This window comes from Citrobacter sp. Ce104 (assembly GCF_030334595.1).
GTDB classification, from domain to species: Bacteria; Pseudomonadota; Gammaproteobacteria; order Enterobacterales; family Enterobacteriaceae; genus Citrobacter; species Citrobacter europaeus.
In genome coordinates this window covers 280,372-297,546 of record NZ_JAOWDP010000066.1, presented here as the reverse complement: position 1 = coordinate 297,546, position 17,175 = coordinate 280,372, and the positions used below count along the sequence as shown (strand labels likewise).

18 protein-coding genes are annotated in these 17,175 nt (G+C 52.5%); 12 read left to right on the top strand and 6 right to left on the bottom strand.

Annotated features, from left to right (window positions below):
• Positions 1-358: 358 nt before the first annotated feature.
• From yqgG to speB, 4 genes are all read left to right on the top strand, one after another.
• The gene (gene yqgG / locus OGW16_RS26480) at positions 359-553 is read left to right on the top strand and encodes a small protein YqgG (protein WP_072033362.1); all 195 of its coding nucleotides are present in this window, start codon (positions 359-361) and stop codon (positions 551-553) included.
• A 91-nt stretch (positions 554-644) separates the two neighbouring features.
• Positions 645-776 (top strand): acid stress response protein YqgB, encoded by a 132-nt coding sequence (gene yqgB / locus OGW16_RS17685; RefSeq protein ID WP_049041971.1) that lies wholly within the window; start codon positions 645-647, stop codon positions 774-776.
• 8 nt (positions 777-784) lie between these two features.
• Complete coding sequence (gene speA / locus OGW16_RS17680; RefSeq protein ID WP_072033361.1) at positions 785-2,761, top strand: biosynthetic arginine decarboxylase; 1,977 nt, start codon at positions 785-787, stop codon at positions 2,759-2,761.
• Positions 2,762-2,903: 142 nt separating this feature from the next.
• On the top strand, positions 2,904-3,824 hold the full coding sequence (gene speB, locus OGW16_RS17675; protein WP_005123314.1) for an agmatinase: 921 nt from the start codon (positions 2,904-2,906) through the stop codon (positions 3,822-3,824).
• Positions 3,825-4,010: 186 nt separating this feature from the next.
• Here the strand turns inward: speB and loiP are convergent, their stop codons facing one another.
• On the bottom strand, positions 4,011-4,769 hold the full coding sequence (loiP, locus tag OGW16_RS17670; RefSeq protein WP_043017538.1) for a metalloprotease LoiP: 759 nt from the start codon (positions 4,767-4,769) through the stop codon (positions 4,011-4,013).
• Positions 4,770-5,048: 279 nt separating this feature from the next.
• On the opposite strand from loiP, the gene tkt reads away from it, so the two are divergent.
• The 7 genes from tkt (at position 5,049) to OGW16_RS17635 (ending at position 12,709) form a co-directional block, all read left to right on the top strand.
• Positions 5,049-7,040: a transketolase gene (gene tkt, locus OGW16_RS17665; protein WP_286518666.1), complete on the top strand. Its 1,992-nt coding sequence runs from the start codon at positions 5,049-5,051 to the stop codon at positions 7,038-7,040.
• Between the two features lie 315 nt (positions 7,041-7,355).
• Positions 7,356-7,799 (top strand): PTS mannitol transporter subunit IIA, encoded by a 444-nt coding sequence (gene cmtB / locus OGW16_RS17660; protein WP_043017536.1) that lies wholly within the window; start codon positions 7,356-7,358, stop codon positions 7,797-7,799.
• Between the two features lie 27 nt (positions 7,800-7,826).
• Positions 7,827-9,206 carry a PTS mannitol transporter subunit IIBC gene (locus tag OGW16_RS17655; protein ID WP_047408864.1) on the top strand — a complete coding sequence of 460 codons (1,380 nt, stop codon included), beginning with the start codon at positions 7,827-7,829 and terminating at the stop codon, positions 9,204-9,206.
• A gap of 25 nt (positions 9,207-9,231) precedes the next feature.
• On the top strand, positions 9,232-10,509 hold the full coding sequence (locus tag OGW16_RS17650; RefSeq protein WP_043017534.1) for a zinc-binding dehydrogenase: 1,278 nt from the start codon (positions 9,232-9,234) through the stop codon (positions 10,507-10,509).
• Entirely contained in the window at positions 10,506-11,477 is a 972-nt protein-coding gene (gene glpX, locus OGW16_RS17645; protein WP_286518665.1) for a class II fructose-bisphosphatase, read from the top strand. The genes OGW16_RS17650 and glpX overlap by 4 nt, the downstream gene beginning before the upstream one ends.
• A 15-nt stretch (positions 11,478-11,492) precedes the next feature.
• Positions 11,493-12,002: an MltR family transcriptional regulator gene (locus OGW16_RS17640; protein WP_016154381.1), complete on the top strand. Its 510-nt coding sequence runs from the start codon at positions 11,493-11,495 to the stop codon at positions 12,000-12,002.
• Entirely contained in the window at positions 11,999-12,709 is a 711-nt protein-coding gene (locus OGW16_RS17635) for a nucleoside/nucleotide kinase family protein (protein WP_286518664.1), read from the top strand. The genes OGW16_RS17640 and OGW16_RS17635 overlap by 4 nt, the downstream gene beginning before the upstream one ends.
• Here the strand turns inward: OGW16_RS17635 and OGW16_RS17630 are convergent.
• From OGW16_RS17630 to OGW16_RS17610, 5 genes are read right to left on the bottom strand one after another with little or no spacing between them, the layout of a single operon-like run.
• Positions 12,666-13,349 (bottom strand): ABC transporter ATP-binding protein, encoded by a 684-nt coding sequence (locus tag OGW16_RS17630; protein WP_075145652.1) that lies wholly within the window; start codon positions 13,347-13,349, stop codon positions 12,666-12,668. The two genes, OGW16_RS17635 and OGW16_RS17630, sit on opposite strands and share 44 nt — an antisense overlap.
• Positions 13,343-14,020 (bottom strand): ABC transporter ATP-binding protein, encoded by a 678-nt coding sequence (locus tag OGW16_RS17625; RefSeq protein WP_080626127.1) that lies wholly within the window; start codon positions 14,018-14,020, stop codon positions 13,343-13,345. Before OGW16_RS17625 ends, OGW16_RS17630 begins: the two co-directional genes overlap by 7 nt.
• On the bottom strand, positions 14,008-14,715 hold the full coding sequence (locus OGW16_RS17620; protein WP_213732024.1) for an energy-coupling factor transporter transmembrane component T: 708 nt from the start codon (positions 14,713-14,715) through the stop codon (positions 14,008-14,010). The genes OGW16_RS17625 and OGW16_RS17620 overlap by 13 nt, the downstream gene beginning before the upstream one ends.
• Positions 14,716-15,294: an ECF transporter S component gene (locus tag OGW16_RS17615; RefSeq protein WP_003027040.1), complete on the bottom strand. Its 579-nt coding sequence runs from the start codon at positions 15,292-15,294 to the stop codon at positions 14,716-14,718.
• 24 nt (positions 15,295-15,318) lie between these two features.
• Positions 15,319-15,744 carry a PPC domain-containing DNA-binding protein gene (locus tag OGW16_RS17610; protein ID WP_043017528.1) on the bottom strand — a complete coding sequence of 142 codons (426 nt, stop codon included), beginning with the start codon at positions 15,742-15,744 and terminating at the stop codon, positions 15,319-15,321.
• Between the two features lie 374 nt (positions 15,745-16,118).
• Here OGW16_RS17610 and epd point away from each other — a divergent pair, with 374 nt between their 5' ends.
• Positions 16,119-17,147 (top strand): erythrose-4-phosphate dehydrogenase, encoded by a 1,029-nt coding sequence (epd, locus tag OGW16_RS17605; protein ID WP_008785759.1) that lies wholly within the window; start codon positions 16,119-16,121, stop codon positions 17,145-17,147.
• The last annotated feature ends 28 nt before the right edge of the window (positions 17,148-17,175 follow it).

Below are 17,175 nucleotides of genomic sequence, written 5' to 3'. Positions count from 1 at the left end.
TATCTTTTGCATTTTCGTACTGTTGTCGGTATAAAACGCGGCGCGCGGCTCATATCCGTCATACTTCAAGTTGCATGTGCGTTGGCAATACTCGCCCCGTCCCTGGGGCTCGCCCTATGGGCGCTGTGGACAGCGTTCAAATCCGTTCCTGACGGATTTGTCTCGCTAGCCCCAGTCACTTACTCATGTAAGCTCCCGGGGACTCTATGCGTTGCCGCCTTCCCACAACTCGAATTATTTAGGATAGACAAAAGCACACGACGTTTTCATCGTGTTGCCACTTCCAGCCGGGTTAAAACTTTAGCTTTGGCTTGTGGGTTCGTTCCGTAAGGAGCAACCGTGGAGGTGATACGAGATAATGAACCGTTGTATTCTGCTGAATCTGTCGCACCGTTCTGGTGTACATATGTCCCCCGCAATCTGCATCTCTGCTTTGCATACCTGTCGATGTTATATACACAAAATCATTCATGCTGGTCGAGGCTGCATGAAGGATGAAGTGTGTACCCATCTCGGCGTATCTCAGGACTCAAGAGCCGGTAACGGTCACTAAGAACTGAACAAGGGCGCTCTTGGTAAACAAGAGTTTTCTCGTGGTTTCGCCGAACCGTCAGCATTAAGTTCGGTTACGTGTTTACATTGATATGAAAAAGAAACCGGTCGCACAGTCGGAGCGTCAGCACTATCTGCTGGAAATTCTGCCTGTATTTGGGTTGTTATCGCGTCTTCGGATTGCGATAGTAGTCAACTGTTTTACACTTGTTAATAAAATTTGAGGTTCGCTATGTCTGACGACATTTCTTTGGGTTCGCCTTCGTCAGCAGGCGAACACGGTGTACTACGCTCCATGCAGGAGGTTGCAATGAGTTCCCAGGAAGCCAGCAAGATGCTGCGTACTTACAATATTGCCTGGTGGGGTAATAACTACTATGACGTCAATGAACTGGGCCACATCAGCGTGTGCCCGGATCCGGACGTACCCGAAGCGCGCGTTGACCTTGCTGAGCTGGTGAAAGCCCGTGAAGCACAGGGCCAGCGTCTGCCTGCATTGTTCTGCTTCCCGCAGATCCTGCAACACCGTCTGCGTTCGATTAACGCCGCCTTTAAACGCGCCCGTGAATCTTACGGCTACAACGGTGACTATTTCCTCGTTTACCCGATCAAGGTCAACCAGCACCGCCGCGTGATTGAATCGCTGATCCACTCCGGCGAACCGCTGGGACTGGAAGCGGGTTCTAAAGCTGAACTGATGGCCGTTCTGGCCCACGCCGGAATGACTCGTAGCGTGATCGTGTGTAACGGTTATAAAGACCGCGAATACATCCGTCTGGCGCTGATTGGCGAGAAAATGGGCCATAAGGTCTATCTGGTCATCGAGAAGATGTCTGAAATCGCTATCGTGCTGGATGAAGCTGAACGCCTGAATGTTGTTCCGCGTCTGGGCGTGCGTGCGCGTCTGGCGTCGCAGGGCTCCGGTAAATGGCAGTCCTCCGGCGGTGAAAAATCGAAATTCGGCCTGGCGGCAAACCAGGTGCTGCAACTGGTAGAAATTCTGCGCGAGCGCGGCCGTCTGGACAGCATTCAGTTGCTGCACTTCCATCTTGGCTCCCAGATGGCGAATATTCGCGATATCGCCACCGGTGTGCGTGAATCCGCCCGTTTCTACGTTGAACTGCATAAGCTTGGCGTGAACATCCAGTGCTTCGATGTGGGCGGTGGTCTGGGCGTGGATTACGAAGGCACCCGTTCGCAATCTGACTGTTCCGTAAACTACGGCCTGAACGAATACGCGAACAACATTATCTGGGCCATTGGCGATGCCTGCGAAGAGCACGGCCTGCCGCACCCAACTGTTATCACCGAATCCGGTCGTGCGGTTACCGCGCACCATACCGTGCTGGTGTCTAACATTATCGGCGTTGAGCGTAGCGAACACACCGAAGCAACGCCCCCGGCTGACGATGCGCCGCGTGCCCTGCAAAGCATGTGGGAAACCTGGCAAGAGATGCACGAGCCGGGAACCCGTCGTTCGCTGCGTGAATGGCTGCACGACAGCCAGATGGATCTGCACGATATTCACGTTGGCTACTCTTCAGGCACCTTTAGCCTGCAGGAACGCGCGTGGGCAGAGCAGCTCTATCTGAACATGTGTCACGATGTGCAAAAACAACTCGACCCAAGCAACCGCGCGCACCGACCGATTATCGACGAGCTGCAGGAGCGTATGGCGGATAAGATCTACGTCAACTTCTCCCTGTTCCAGTCGATGCCGGATGCGTGGGGGATCGATCAGCTGTTCCCGGTAATGCCGCTGGAAGGACTGAACCAGGCGCCAGAGCGTCGAGCGGTGCTGTTGGATATCACCTGTGACTCTGATGGTGCTATCGACCACTACGTTGATGGTGATGGCATTGCGACCACCATGCCGATGCCGGAATACGACCCGGAGAACCCGCCGATGCTGGGCTTCTTTATGGTAGGGGCGTATCAGGAGATCCTTGGCAACATGCACAACTTGTTCGGTGATACCGAAGCGGTTGACGTGTTCGTCTTCCCTGACGGCAGCGTAGAAGTTGAGCTGTCTGACGAAGGCGATACCGTGGCGGATATGCTGCAGTACGTGCAGTTGGATCCAAACACCCTGCTGACGCAGTTCCGTGACCAGGTGAAAAACACCGATCTGGATACCGAGCTACAGCAACAGTTCCTCGAAGAATTTGAGGCCGGTCTGTACGGTTATACCTATCTGGAAGACGAGTAAAGCTGTGCGGGTTCGCTTGAATCCGTACAAATTAACGGCGATAATTCGGCAATACAAGTAGTCACGTAAATCAATCCCTTCCTCGTCGGGCTTAACGACGCGGAGGGGATTTTTTTTCATCGATTTTTAAAGAGGTCAGTACATGAGCACCTTAGGTCATCAATACGACAACTCCCTGGTTTCTAACGCCTTTGGTTTTTTGCGTCTGCCGATGAACTTCATGCCGTACGACAGCGACGCCGACTGGGTGATCACCGGCGTACCGTTTGATATGGCAACGTCTGGCCGCGCGGGCGGTCGTCATGGTCCGGCTGCGATCCGTCAGGTTTCCACTAACCTGGCGTGGGAGCACAACCGCTTCCCGTGGAACTTCGATATGCGCGAGCGTCTGAACGTGGTGGACTGCGGCGATTTGGTTTATGCGTTCGGCGATGCGCGTGAAATGAGTGAAAAACTGCAGGCGCACGCTGAAAAGCTGCTTTCTGCTGGTAAGCGCATGCTCTCCTTTGGCGGCGACCACTTCGTCACGCTGCCGCTGCTGCGCGCACACGCTAAGCACTTTGGTAAAATGGCGCTGGTACACTTTGATGCCCACACCGACACCTACGCTAACGGCTGTGAATTCGACCACGGCACCATGTTCTACACTGCGCCGAACGAGGGTCTGATCGATCCGAATCACTCAGTGCAGATTGGTATCCGTACCGAGTTCGACAAAGATAACGGTTTTACCGTGCTGGACGCGTGCCAGGTGAACGATCGCGGCGTAGATGACATCATTGCGCAGGTTAAGCAGATTGTTGGCGATATGCCGGTCTACCTGACCTTTGATATCGACTGCCTGGATCCGGCGTTTGCTCCGGGTACCGGTACGCCGGTCATCGGCGGTCTGACGTCTGACCGCGCGATTAAGCTGGTGCGTGGTCTGAAAGATCTGAACATCGTCGGGATGGATGTGGTGGAAGTGGCTCCGGCCTACGATCAGTCTGAGATCACCGCGCTGGCGGCGGCTACGTTAGCACTGGAAATGCTGTATATTCAGGCGGCGAAGAAAGGCGAATAATAGTCGGACTATTTTACTCGTCATTTTGGGTCCGGGCAGTGCTCGCCATCCTCACGTACTACGTGTACGCTCCGGTGGCTGTGCGCTGGCCGGGCCCAAACTGACTTCGCCAATTACGTCCGATAATGGGATGAAATCTGTAGGCCGGATAAGGCATTCACGCCGCCATCCGGCACTGTTTGAAGATTACTTAATTCCGTCTGCGCTCATGCGATCGCGAATATGTTGCGCACGTTCTGCGGAAGCCGGGTGATCGTCAAACATTGAGCTTTGACGTCCCGCTTCCAGTTTTGCCAGTTTCTCAAAGCTGGTGGCTAAGCCTGCCGGACTGATCCCTCGTTTGCGCAACAAATCATACGAGTAATCATCCGCCTCGGATTCCTGACGCTGGGAGAACTGCGAGTTCACCAGTTTCTCGCCAAGATCGCCCAATTGCGACTGTGACAGGCTGCCGACAATGCCGCCAGCTGACGCCGCCGCTGCACGTACGGCGTTTGTACCCAGCGCAACCTGCATGCCTTTTTTCACGTGGCCCAGCGCAACGTGGCCCATTTCATGGCCGATCACCGCTTCAACTTCGTTGTCGGTCATCATATCCATCAAGCCGCTGTACACGCGGATACAGCCGTTCGCCATGGCAAAAGCATTCACATCTTTCGCCATATAGACTTTGTAGTTCACCGGCTGGCCGTTAATGTTATCGCCAAGCGCGGCGGCGATTTTACCCAATCGCGTTGCGTACTCGCTTCCAGCCGGGGCGATGGTAGCTTTGCTGTCCATATCCTTACAGGCCTGATCGCTCAGCGCTTTTACCTGCGCATCGCTCAGGCTGTAGGCCTGAAAAGCCTCTGCGCCAGAAGAAAGCAGTCCGTTAGAGTCCATGTTCTGGCAGCCGGTCAATGCCGCCGCCATGCTCGTAGCAAGCAGTAAAGCGCGAATTTTCATTTTTTCTCTTCCGCACAAAGTCAGGATTATTCTAAAAAATGCGTCGTTTGCAGGTGAACCGACGCCCGGCCTAAGTATAAAGAAAAGAACAATAAGCGGGCGAGAAGATTGCGCAACTTGCGCGCACGATCCAGAGATTTCTGAAGCGGTAAAAGGATGCTCCATGTACATGACACGCGGCTTGGGTTACATTGTTGGCACTTTTTTCCGGCGTAGCCCAAAACGCGCTGTCGTCAAGTCGTTTAGGGCGTGGCCTTCATTATCCGATCTGGAGTCAAAATGTCCTCACGTAAAGAGCTTGCCAATGCTATTCGTGCGCTGAGCATGGACGCAGTACAGAAAGCCAAATCCGGTCACCCGGGTGCCCCGATGGGTATGGCTGACATTGCCGAAGTCCTGTGGCGTGATTTCCTGAACCACAACCCGACTAACCCGTCCTGGGCTGACCGTGACCGCTTCGTGCTGTCTAACGGTCACGGCTCCATGCTGATTTACAGCCTGCTGCACCTCACCGGCTACGATCTGCCGATGTCCGAGCTGCAGAACTTCCGTCAGCTGCACTCCAAAACTCCGGGTCACCCGGAAGTGGGTTACACCGCGGGTGTTGAAACCACGACCGGTCCTCTGGGTCAGGGCATTGCGAATGCAGTGGGTATGGCTATCGCTGAAAAAACGCTGGCGGCGCAGTTTAACCGTCCAGGTCACGACATCGTTGACCACTTCACCTACGCTTTCATGGGCGACGGCTGCATGATGGAAGGTATCTCTCACGAGGTATGTTCCCTGGCCGGTACGCTGAAGCTGGGCAAACTGGTTGCGTTCTACGATGACAACGGCATCTCTATCGATGGCCACGTTGAAGGCTGGTTCACTGATGACACTGCTAAGCGTTTTGAAGCTTACGGCTGGCACGTGGTTCGCGGCGTTGATGGCCACGATGCTGACGCGATTAAACGCGCAGTTGAAGAAGCACGCGCTGTGACCGACAAACCGTCCCTGCTGATGTGCAAAACCATCATCGGTTTCGGTTCCCCGAACAAAGCCGGTACCCATGACTCTCACGGTGCGCCGCTGGGCGATGCAGAAATCGCACTGACCCGTGAACAGCTGGGCTGGAAATACGCGCCGTTCGAAATCCCGTCTGAAATCTACGCGCAGTGGGATGCGAAAGAAGCTGGTCAGGCAAAAGAAGCAGCATGGTACGAGAAGTTCGCTGCTTATGCGAAAGCCTTCCCGCAGGAAGCGGCTGAATTCACCCGCCGTATGAAAGGTGAAATGCCGGCTGATTTCGACGCCAAAGCGAACGAGTTCATCGCTAAGCTGCAGGCTAACCCATCCAAAATCGCCAGTCGTAAAGCGTCTCAGAACGCGATTGAAGCGTTCGGTCCTCTGCTGCCGGAATTCCTTGGCGGCTCTGCTGACCTGGCACCTTCTAACCTGACTCTGTGGTCGGGTTCTAAAGCGATCAACGAAGATACCGCTGGTAACTACATCCATTACGGTGTGCGTGAATTCGGTATGACCGCTATCGCTAACGGTATCGCGCTGCACGGTGGTTTCCTGCCATACACCTCTACCTTCCTGATGTTCGTAGAATATGCCCGTAACGCGGTGCGTATGGCTGCGCTGATGAAACAGCGTCAGGTGATGGTCTATACCCACGACTCAATCGGTCTGGGCGAAGATGGCCCGACACACCAGCCGGTAGAGCAGGTTGCTTCTCTGCGCGTGACGCCGAACATGAGCACATGGCGTCCGTGTGACCAGGTTGAATCTGCCGTGGCATGGAAATACGGCGTAGAGCGTCAGGACGGCCCGACCGCGCTGATCCTCTCCCGTCAGAACCTGGCACAGCAGGAACGTACCGAAGAGCAGCTGGCGAACATCGCTCGCGGTGGTTACGTGCTGAAAGATTGCGCCGGTCAGCCGGAACTGATCTTCATTGCTACCGGTTCTGAAGTTGAGCTGGCTGTGGCTGCATGGGACAAACTGACGGCTGAAGGCGTTAAAGCGCGCGTGGTTTCCATGCCGTCTACCGACGCGTTCGACAAGCAGGATGCCGCTTACCGCGAGTCCGTACTGCCGAAAGCGGTTTCCGCTCGCGTTGCAGTGGAAGCTGGTATCGCTGACTACTGGTTCAAATATGTGGGCCTGAACGGCGCTATCGTCGGTATGACCACCTTTGGTGAGTCTGCTCCGGCAGAGCTGCTGTTCGAAGAGTTTGGCTTCACCGTCGACAACGTCGTCGCGAAAGCAAAAGAACTGCTGTAATTTCGATTACAGGTAAAAACGGGTCGCTCAGGCGGCCCGTTTTTTAATCAGTTGATGTTTATTTATCCCTGCGCAACCTTTCATTGTAGATCTGCGTCACAAATGTGATATTTATCCTTGTTTGGTATTTGCTGGTGATGTCACATAACTAGCATTGCTTTTTATTTTTAACTCCTTAACCATCTGTTTTTAAAGGCCTCATCAAAAAACATTCTGCGCTGTCTGTATTTTTCTCCTCGATTGATTTCATTTTGCCGTGCGCGTATTTTATTTTTAACGCTAACTCGTACCCTAAAAATAAAATAAGGAAAATGTATGCGGCTGATTGATTACTTTCCAGAATCATCTATCTCAATAAAAAATTCAGCAAAGAACTGGCAGGAGGCAATTGACTTTTCTATGTCATCCTTACTCGCCAATCATTATGTCAATTCAGATTATATTCAGGCCATTAAAGATTCAACGGTTAACAATGGACCTTATTATATTTTAGCCCCTGGCGTTGCCATGCCACACGCTCGCCCAGAGTGTGGTGCATTAAAGACCGGAATGTCATTAACGCTTCTCAAACAGGAAGTAAAATTTGCCGAAGATGATGAAGGTATCAGATTATTAATCGGACTATCGGCAGCAAATGCTGATTCACATATTGGTGCTATTCAGGCTTTAAGTGAATTGTTATGTGAAGAGGAAGCGCTAACCGCTTTGTTATCAGCTAAATCAGAAAAACAACTGGCGGATATTATCGCCCACGCATAATTCACAGTTTCCTTTCAGGACATTATTATGGAAAACAAGTCTGCTCGTGCCAAAGTCCAGGCTTTTGGTGGGTTTTTGACTGCCATGGTCATTCCCAACATCGGCGCGTTTATTGCCTGGGGTTTTATAACCGCATTGTTTATTCCTACCGGTTGGATGCCGAACGAGCATTTCGCCAAAATTGTCGGTCCGATGATTACCTATTTACTGCCCGTCATGATTGGCTCCACAGGGGGACATCTGGTAGGCGGGAAACGTGGCGCAGTAATGGGGGGCATTGGTTCTATTGGCGTTATCGTCGGCGCGGATATCCCGATGTTCCTTGGCGCGATGGTGATGGGACCGCTTGGTGGCTGGGTGATTAAGCATATCGATCGTCTGCTGGAAAAACGCATTCCTGCAGGTTTCGAGATGGTTATCAATAACTTCTCTCTTGGTATTGCGGGAATGCTGTTATGCCTGCTGGGGTTCGAAGTCATTGGCCCGGCGGTCCTCATTGCTAATAATTTTGTGAAGGAATGTATTGAAGCGTTGGTTCATGCGGGTTATCTGCCGTTGCTATCCGTAATCAATGAACCGGCGAAAATCCTTTTTCTGAATAATGCTATCGATCAGGGCGTATATTATCCGCTGGGAATGCAACAAGCTTCAGAAACGGGAAAATCGATTTTCTTCATGGTGGCATCTAACCCAGGTCCAGGGTTAGGTCTGTTACTTGGCTTTGCAATCTTTGGCAAAGGGATGAGTAAAAAGTCTGCGCCAGGCGCCATGATTATCCACTTTCTCGGCGGTATTCATGAACTGTATTTCCCGTATGTGCTGATGAAGCCTCTGACCCTGATTGCGATGATTGCCGGGGGAATGACCGGGACGTGGGTATTCCACCTGCTGGACGGTGGGTTAGTTGCGGGTCCGAGCCCTGGATCAATATTCGCCTATCTGGCATTAACGCCCAAAGGTTCTTTCCTCGCGACCATAGCAGGAGTCACTGCGGGTACAATAGTGACTTTTGTTATTACCTCTGTAATCCTGAAAATGGAAAAGAGCGTCGAAACGGAAAGTGAGGATGACTTTGCTGAGTCAGCCAGAGCCGTCAAGGCGATGAAGCAGGAAGGTAAATTCTCTTATAAAAATATTAAACGCGTTGCTTTTGTCTGTGATGCGGGAATGGGTTCCAGCGCGATGGGGGCAACCACGTTTCGTAAACGTCTGGAGAAAGCGGGATTGAATATTAACGTGACACATTATGCCATCGAAAATGTTCCACAAGATGCCGATATTATTGTCACCCATGCCAGTCTTGAAGGTCGTGTTAAACGTGTAAGCGAAAAGCCATTAGTGCTGATTAAGAACTATATTGGTGACCCACTGTTAGACGATTTATTTAAACGCATTACGGCGAACTAGCCTTATTCTATTTTATGGAGTGAATATGAAAACGAAAGTTGCTGCCATTTATGGCAAGCAGGATATTCGTATCCGCGAGTTTGAGCTGCCTGCAATTACAGATAATGAATTGTTAGTAAGCGTAATATCCGATAGCGTTTGTTTATCTACCTGGAAAGCGGCGGCATTAGGGAGCGATCATAAACGCGTACCAGATGACCTGGAAAACCATCCGGTTATTACCGGGCATGAATGTGCAGGTATCATCGTTGAGGTTGGAAAAAACCTGACGGATAAATATAAGAAAGGCCAGCGTTTTGTTTTGCAACCCGCGATGGGATTGCCAAGCGGTTATTCAGCGGGATACAGCTACGAATATTTTGGCGGTAATGCGACATATATGATTATCCCGGAGGTGGCGATTAATCTGGGTTGTGTTTTACCGTACCACGGTTCTTATTTTGCCGCAGCATCCCTGGCGGAGCCGATGTGCTGCATTATTGGCGCTTATAACGCGAATTTTCACACCACGCCTTACGTTTATGAGCACCGTATGGGGATTAAGCCGGGGGGAAGTATTGCGCTTCTGGCCTGCGCCGGGCCGATGGGGATTGGCGCTATAGATTATGCCATTAACGGCAGCATTCAGCCGTCACGTGTGGTGGTGGTCGACATTGACGAAGCGCGACTGGCGCAGGCTAAAAAACTGTTGCCGGTTGAGTTAGCGGCAGAAAAGGGGATTGAGCTTATCTATGTGAATACTACAGGCATGGATTCTCCGACCGCGATGCTGCGTGCTCTTACCAATGACGCAGGTTTTGATGATGTCTTTGTGTATGCGGCAGTGCCAGCCGTCATTGAAATGGCTGATGATTTACTTGCGGAAGATGGCTGCCTGAATTTCTTTGCCGGCCCTACGGACAGTAACTTCAAAGTGCCGTTTAACTTTTATAACGTGCACTACAACAGTACTCACGTTGTCGGAACGTCCGGCGGTTCCACGGATGATATGAAAGAGGCTATTGCGCTCAGTGCAACTGGCCAACTGCAACCGTCGTTTATGGTGACGCACATTGGCGGCCTTGATGCGGTTCCGCACACCGTATTGAACTTACCTGCGATCCCCGGCGGTAAAAAGCTGATATACAACGGCGTTACCATGCCACTGACCGCCATTGCTGATTTTGCGGAGAAAGGGAAAACGGACCCATTATTCAAAGAACTGGCGCTGCTGGTGGAAGAGACGCACGGTATCTGGAATGAAGAAGCGGAAAAATACCTTTTAGCACACTTTGGCGTTGATATCGGGGAGGCGGCGATATGATGTCGCTGGCATGGCCGCTATTTCGTATCACGGAACAGGCTGCGCTGGCAGCCTGGCCGCAAACCGGGTGCGGCGATAAAAACAAGATTGATGGTCTGGCGGTGACGGCAATGCGTGAAGCATTGAACAGTATTGCCATCCGTGGACGAATCGTCATTGGCGAAGGGGAGATTGATCAAGCCCCGATGCTGTGGATTGGCGAGGAAGTGGGAACCGATACCGGACCTGAGGTAGATATCGCCGTCGATCCTATTGAAGGAACCCGAATGGTGGCGATGGGTCAAAGCAATGCGCTGGCCGTCATGGCGTTTGCACCTCGAGGTTCACTGTTACGCGCTCCTGATATGTACATGAAAAAACTGGTTGTTAATCGCTTTGCAAAAGGGGCGATTAATCTGGCGCTGCCGTTGGCAGACAATCTGCGTAATGTGGCTGAGGCGTTGGGCAAACCGCTGGATCGACTGCGGATGGTGACGCTGGATAAACCGCGTCTTCAATCAGCGATTGCCGAGGCGACGCGGCTTGGCGTCAAAGTCTTTGCTCTGCCCGATGGCGATGTGGCCGCCAGCGTATTGGCCTGTATGCAGGAGAATCCTTATGATCTGATGTATACCATTGGCGGGGCGCCTGAAGGGGTTATTTCGGCCTGTGCGGTTAAAGCGCTGGGGGGAGATATGCAGGCTGAGCTGATTGATTTTTGCGAAGCGAAAGGAGATAGCGCAGATCATCGCCTGATTGCAGCACAGGAACGTCAGCGCTGCGCGGAGATGGGCGTTGAAATCAACCGTATCTATGCGCTTGACGAACTGGTAGGAGGAAATAAGATCCTTTTCAGCGCGACGGGGGTAACAGGCGGCGATCTTGTTAAAGGGATCCAACAGGTTGCAAATGGTGTGCGCACGCAAACTTTACTGATCGGTGGCGCAGATCGAACGTGTAATATAATAGACTCTCTGCATTCATGGTGATTTATCGGATAACTAATGACGACGCTGACAGAAGACGATGTGCTTGAGCAACTGGATGCTCAAAATAATTTACTCTCGTTTATGACGACGGCACATAACATTTTGCTCCAGGGCATTAAGCGTTTTTTACCGTCGCTGTTCGTTAATAACGATGAAGAAATCGTGGAATATGCAGTGAAGCCGTTACTCGCCCAGAGTGGACCGCTTGACGATATCGACGTTGCGTTACGACTGATTTATGCGCTGGGAAAAATGGATAAATGGCTTTATGCCGACATCACCCATTTCTCTCAGTTTTATCAGTACCTGAACGAGCAGGATAATATCCCCGGTTTTGCCGATGATATTACCTGGGATTTTGTCAGCAACGTGAACAGTATCACCCGCAATGCGACCCTTTATGGTGCGCTGGAGTCGATGAAATTTGCCGACTTTGCTGCGTGGTCTGAAGTGCGCTTTAGCGCCATGGTCAAGACGGCAATGACGCTGGCAGTAACGGCGATTTTAAAGGAATTAACGCCGTGAAAATCGAACTAACGGTGAATGGGCTACAAGTTGAAGCGCATTACCATGATGATGAGATAGAGAACGTTCATAAACCGTTATTGCATCAGTTGGCAAAAATACACGCCACTAACCCGCAGCGACGAACGATTGTTTTTCTTAGCGCGCCGCCGGGTACGGGGAAATCGACGCTGACCACCTTCTGGGAATATCTCTCCTATCAGGATCCTGACCTGCCGGAGATCCAGACGCTGCCGATGGATGGCTTCCATCACTATAATACCTGGCTGAATGCCCATAACCTGCGGGCATACAAAGGTGCGCCGGAAACCTTTGATGTGGATAAGCTTGCGCAGAATCTACGCCAGATAAAGGAAGGGGAAGGATCCTGGCCGCAATATGATCGGCAAAAGCACGATCCGGTAGAAGCGGCCATCACAGTGACGGCACCGATCGTGATTGTGGAAGGAAACTGGTTATTGCGCGATGACGAAAGGTGGCGAGCGTTAGCTGAGTTTTGTGATTGCTCGTTGTTTATTCGCGCCCCCGCCAATGCGCTGCGCATGCGACTGGTAGGTCGTAAACTGGCTGGTGGACTCTCACAAGCTGACGCTGAGGCGTTTTATGAGCGTACCGACGGACCGAATGTTCGTCGGGTACTGGATGGGAGTCGGTCAGCAAACTTTATGCTGGAGATGACGGTCGATGGTGCATATCGGGCTGTATGATATTTTTATTGTGTAGACGTACCACGCGCGAGAAATGACGCTGCGTAAACGCCGCGTCATGACTGATCGCTACAATGCTTGTACCACGCGCACGACATACCGCCAGCCAGTTTTCGAAGACGCCAAGCCAGTGCGCATCAAAATCCCGGCTGGGTTCATCCAGCAGTAGAATCGCGGGCGCGAGTGCTTCCAGACTGGCGACGGCAACCATTCGTCGTTGAGCAGTATGCAGATCCAGTGGGTGTGCGTCGGCAACGTCCTCTAGCTGACATAACTGCAGTGCTGCCGACGTACGTTGCGCAATCTCAGCTACCGGGAGCTTCTGTAGCCGTAATCCGAAAGCCACTTCCTCTGCTACCTTGCTGTGAAAGATTTGATTTTCCGCCTCCTGAAACAGCACGCCGATCGCCCTGGCGCGCTCCCGGTTTTTCAGTTGCGCAATCGGACGGTTTTGTACCGTTACTGAGCCAGAAGACGGAAATAGCAGCCCGGCCATAATACGCAGCAGCGTAGATTTACCGGCGCCATTATCGCCTGTAAGCGCCAGCCATTCCCCTTCATGGAGTTCAAGTGAAATATTGCACAGGCAGTCATCGGCGGCGTTCGGCCAGCGATAGCTGACCTGATTTAACGTTAGCATAGCGGTGACAATGCTCCATCGCGCAGTTGCCACGCCTGCTGGCAATGGCTGAGAAAAGGGGAATGATTGCGTTCGAAAAGCACCACCAAAGCATGCTGTTCCTGCGCCCATTGTTGCAGTCGCTTGAGTAGCATCACAGTCGCCTGCGCTGTCAGGCGGCTGAATGCTTCGTCCAGAATCAATATTTTCGGCTGCATGGCGAGCGCGCTGGCAATCACCACCCGCTGGGTTTCTCCGCCGGAAAGCGTGCCAGGATGACGACGGCGCAGAGGCTGACATTCCGTCAGCGTCAGGGCTTCATCAATGCGCTTCATAATTTCGGCCTCGGTAAGGCAGAGATTTTCCGGACCAAACGCCACTTCTTCCTCTACGCTGAATGTACAACCTGAAAGCTGCAGGTAAGGTGACTGCTGTACAAGCTGGACAGTACTCGACTGCTCGACCAGTGACAGTTTCCCGATGGGGGTACCCAGCAGCGTTCCTGTGCCCTCAATTTCTCCGGGCAGGAAATCGGGGTACCAGCCTGCCATCAGCTGTGCCAGCGTACTTTTCCCACTGCCGTTATCGCCAAAAATAGCTACCATTCCGGGCTCGGCATAGTGGAAATTGTAGCAAGCGGGGGGCCGCGCGGCATGCGTCGGAAGATAGCGAAACTGTTCTAACGTAACCAAATCCAGACTCCTGTCTCAACCATCATCAGAACTATCATGGCGTAGCGAGCCAGACGCTGCAGGGGGCTGTCTGGCGGCGCCCACAGCGTGGTGCGTGAGCGATGCAGGCGAAATCCTCGCATATCGAGCGCCGCGCCGCGGACGGCTAAATCATTGAGCGCGTTATGGGTAAGCGGAACAATCAATGCTGGCATGGCGCGTAAACGTTGGTACCAGGACTCATCCAGCGGTACGCCGCGTGCGCGCTGGGCCTCATGAATAATCGCCAACTGGCGTTTGAACTGTTCAACGACCAGCAACGGCCCGGCAAACAGGTAGGCCACACCTGGCGGCAGCCGAGAAGCAAACAGGGCGCGTATAAAACGCGAAACCGGTACGTACTGCATCCATATCTGCGATGTTGACACAATAGCCAGGATCCGCAGCCAGAGCGTAATGGCATCGGCCCAACGTTCTGGCGTGCGTGGTTGTCCGCTGATCCATTCGGTAAGCCATCCGCCGTGCACCAGCCATAGCCCCAGTCCTAAGGGGATCATCAGCCAGAGTACGTATTTCGCCCGCGACCGCGTAGCCTTCATACACAACAAACTGGCGAACGTCGCGGCGCTGTACAGACTAAGCGGCGCTCCGGTTGGCAGCAGGAGCGTGGAGCAGGCGGCGAGTGCCCACAGAGTTAACGACGTAAACGGGTGCATTTAGCGCACGGCAGACATCGTAGGGAAATGGCGCGTTGTGCGCAGCGGGAGCTGGCGGAGTAGTACCCAGACGATGATTGCCGTGAGGATTTTATCGACCAGATTCGCACCGATGACGGTGATGGCGACGGACTCCACCAGGTTCTGACCGACCGAGTGCATCCACGCGACAAAAAGATCGGCACCGCTGCCGGTAACGCCGCCAAACAGGGTCGTGCGAATAGGCACGGCAACGAGGGTAACAGCAAGCGTAATAATCACACCGCTGACAACGACTTTGGGTAAGGTGCGAAACCATCCCGCCCGCGCCAGCCAACCGGCGACCAGTCCAATCACCATGGCGACGGGCGCAAAGGCGGCGGCGATCGGATCGGTCAGTAACCCCCATAACAGGTTAGTGAGTAATCCGGTGAGCATCCCCACCACTGGACCTAGCAGCACTGCGCTAATCAAGGTACCAATCGAGTCGAGAAAAATAGGTAGTTTCAGCATGCTGATAAGCTGCCCACCGACCATATTGATGGCGATAGCAATGACAATCAGTACCAGAGACTGGCTGGAAAATTGGCGACGCGCCATAGAAAACCTCTTTCAAGTAAAACGTTAGCGGGATGAAATAACCAGTTCGTCATAACCGGAAACGGCGCATGGCTGACGGCTGAATGCCAGAGACGTCAGCTCGCCAATCACCAGTTCCAGCGTGGTGCGCACGGTACAGCCCGGCATCATGTGGCCGCCCAGCATCGCGCCGCGCGGGTCGGCAACCGCCAGATGGAGATGCTCACCGGTAAGTTCCAGCGTGCCGTTCAGAGAGATAATTTCCCACGAATCGGTGAGTAACGTGGTTTCTTCGCGTCCAGCGAAGCGCAGGGCTATGTTGCTCAGGCTGCCGGTGCAACCCGCTATCCAACCAGCCTGTAGCTGATGTTGTTGTACAAAAGCGTGTAGCGCTGAAAAGACTTCCTGACCGGGTAATAACCGCAGCGCATGAAAGCGAGCTTCAGATGATGGGGGATAGAATATAGCCATAGTTGAGGGACTCCGAGACTCGGACGTAGCGCTGATAATATAGACGCGGGTTAGGGAGCTTCCTGATATAAATCAGGATTTGTGACATGGCAACGAAATAATCTTGCTACTGTTATTCGTAATTCTGGAATATGGAATAAATTTAGCGCTGAAGGGCGTTAAAATGTGACGTAAGTCAGATAACTGTGTTCTGTTGCTGGACAATCATTCCTTTTATTCCTCGTTTCGCTTATTCTAGCTGAAGCGTTTCAGTCGATTAAATGTTCGACAATTAACCAATTAGTCGCAGTTTGCGACAGGTAAGGTTTCCCTGAGCGATTTGCTGCATTACTCTGTCTGCCACATCGTTTCTGAGAAATCCTTGCAGGAGACCTATGACCGTACGCGTAGCGATTAATGGTTTCGGTCGCATCGGACGCAACGTGGTTCGTGCTTTGTATGAATCCGGGCGTCGGGCGGAAATCACCGTGGTGGCAATCAACGAACTGGCCGATGCTGCAGGCATGGCGCATTTGTTGAAATATGACACCAGCCATGGACGTTTTGCCTGGGATGTTCGTCAGGAACGTGACCAGCTCATTGTTGGCGATGACGCGATCCGCATTCTGCATGAGCGAACACTCGATGCGCTTCCATGGCGCGAACTGGGTGTCGACATCGTGCTGGATTGTACGGGGGTCTTCGGCAATCGCGAACACGGCGAGGCGCATATTGCCGCTGGTGCAAAAAAAGTGCTCTTTTCACATCCTGGCAGTCACGACATCGACGCAACCGTTGTGTATGGCGTTAATCAGGATCAGCTGCGCGCTGAGCACCGAATTGTATCCAACGCCTCCTGCACCACGAATTGTATAATTCCCGTCATTAAATTGCTGGATGATGCTTACGGCATTGAGTCTGGTACCGTCACCACGATCCACTCCGCGATGCACGATCAGCAGGTTATTGATGCTTATCATCCCGACCTGCGTCGCACGCGAGCGGCCAGTCAGTCGATTATTCCGGTGGATACCAAACTGGCGGCGGGCATCACGCGAATTTTCCCGCAGTTTAACGATCGTTTTGAAGCGATAGCGGTGCGTGTACCGACCATAAATGTGACGGCGATCGACTTAAGCGTGACGGTGAAAAAACCAGTAAAAGCCAGTGAAGTCAACCAGTTGCTGCAAAAAGCAGCACAAGGTGCATTTCATGGTATAGTTGACTATACGGAATTACCGTTGGTCTCTGTAGATTTTAACCACGACCCGCACAGCGCCATCGTTGATGGTACGCAAACGCGCGTGAGTGGCGCTCACCTGATCAAAACGCTGGTCTGGTGTGATAATGAATGGGGCTTTGCTAACCGTATGCTCGACACAACGTTAGCGATGGCTGCTATTGGTTTCAGGCTCGACGCTTGAGCGTCGACAAAACTTTATGAATCAACGA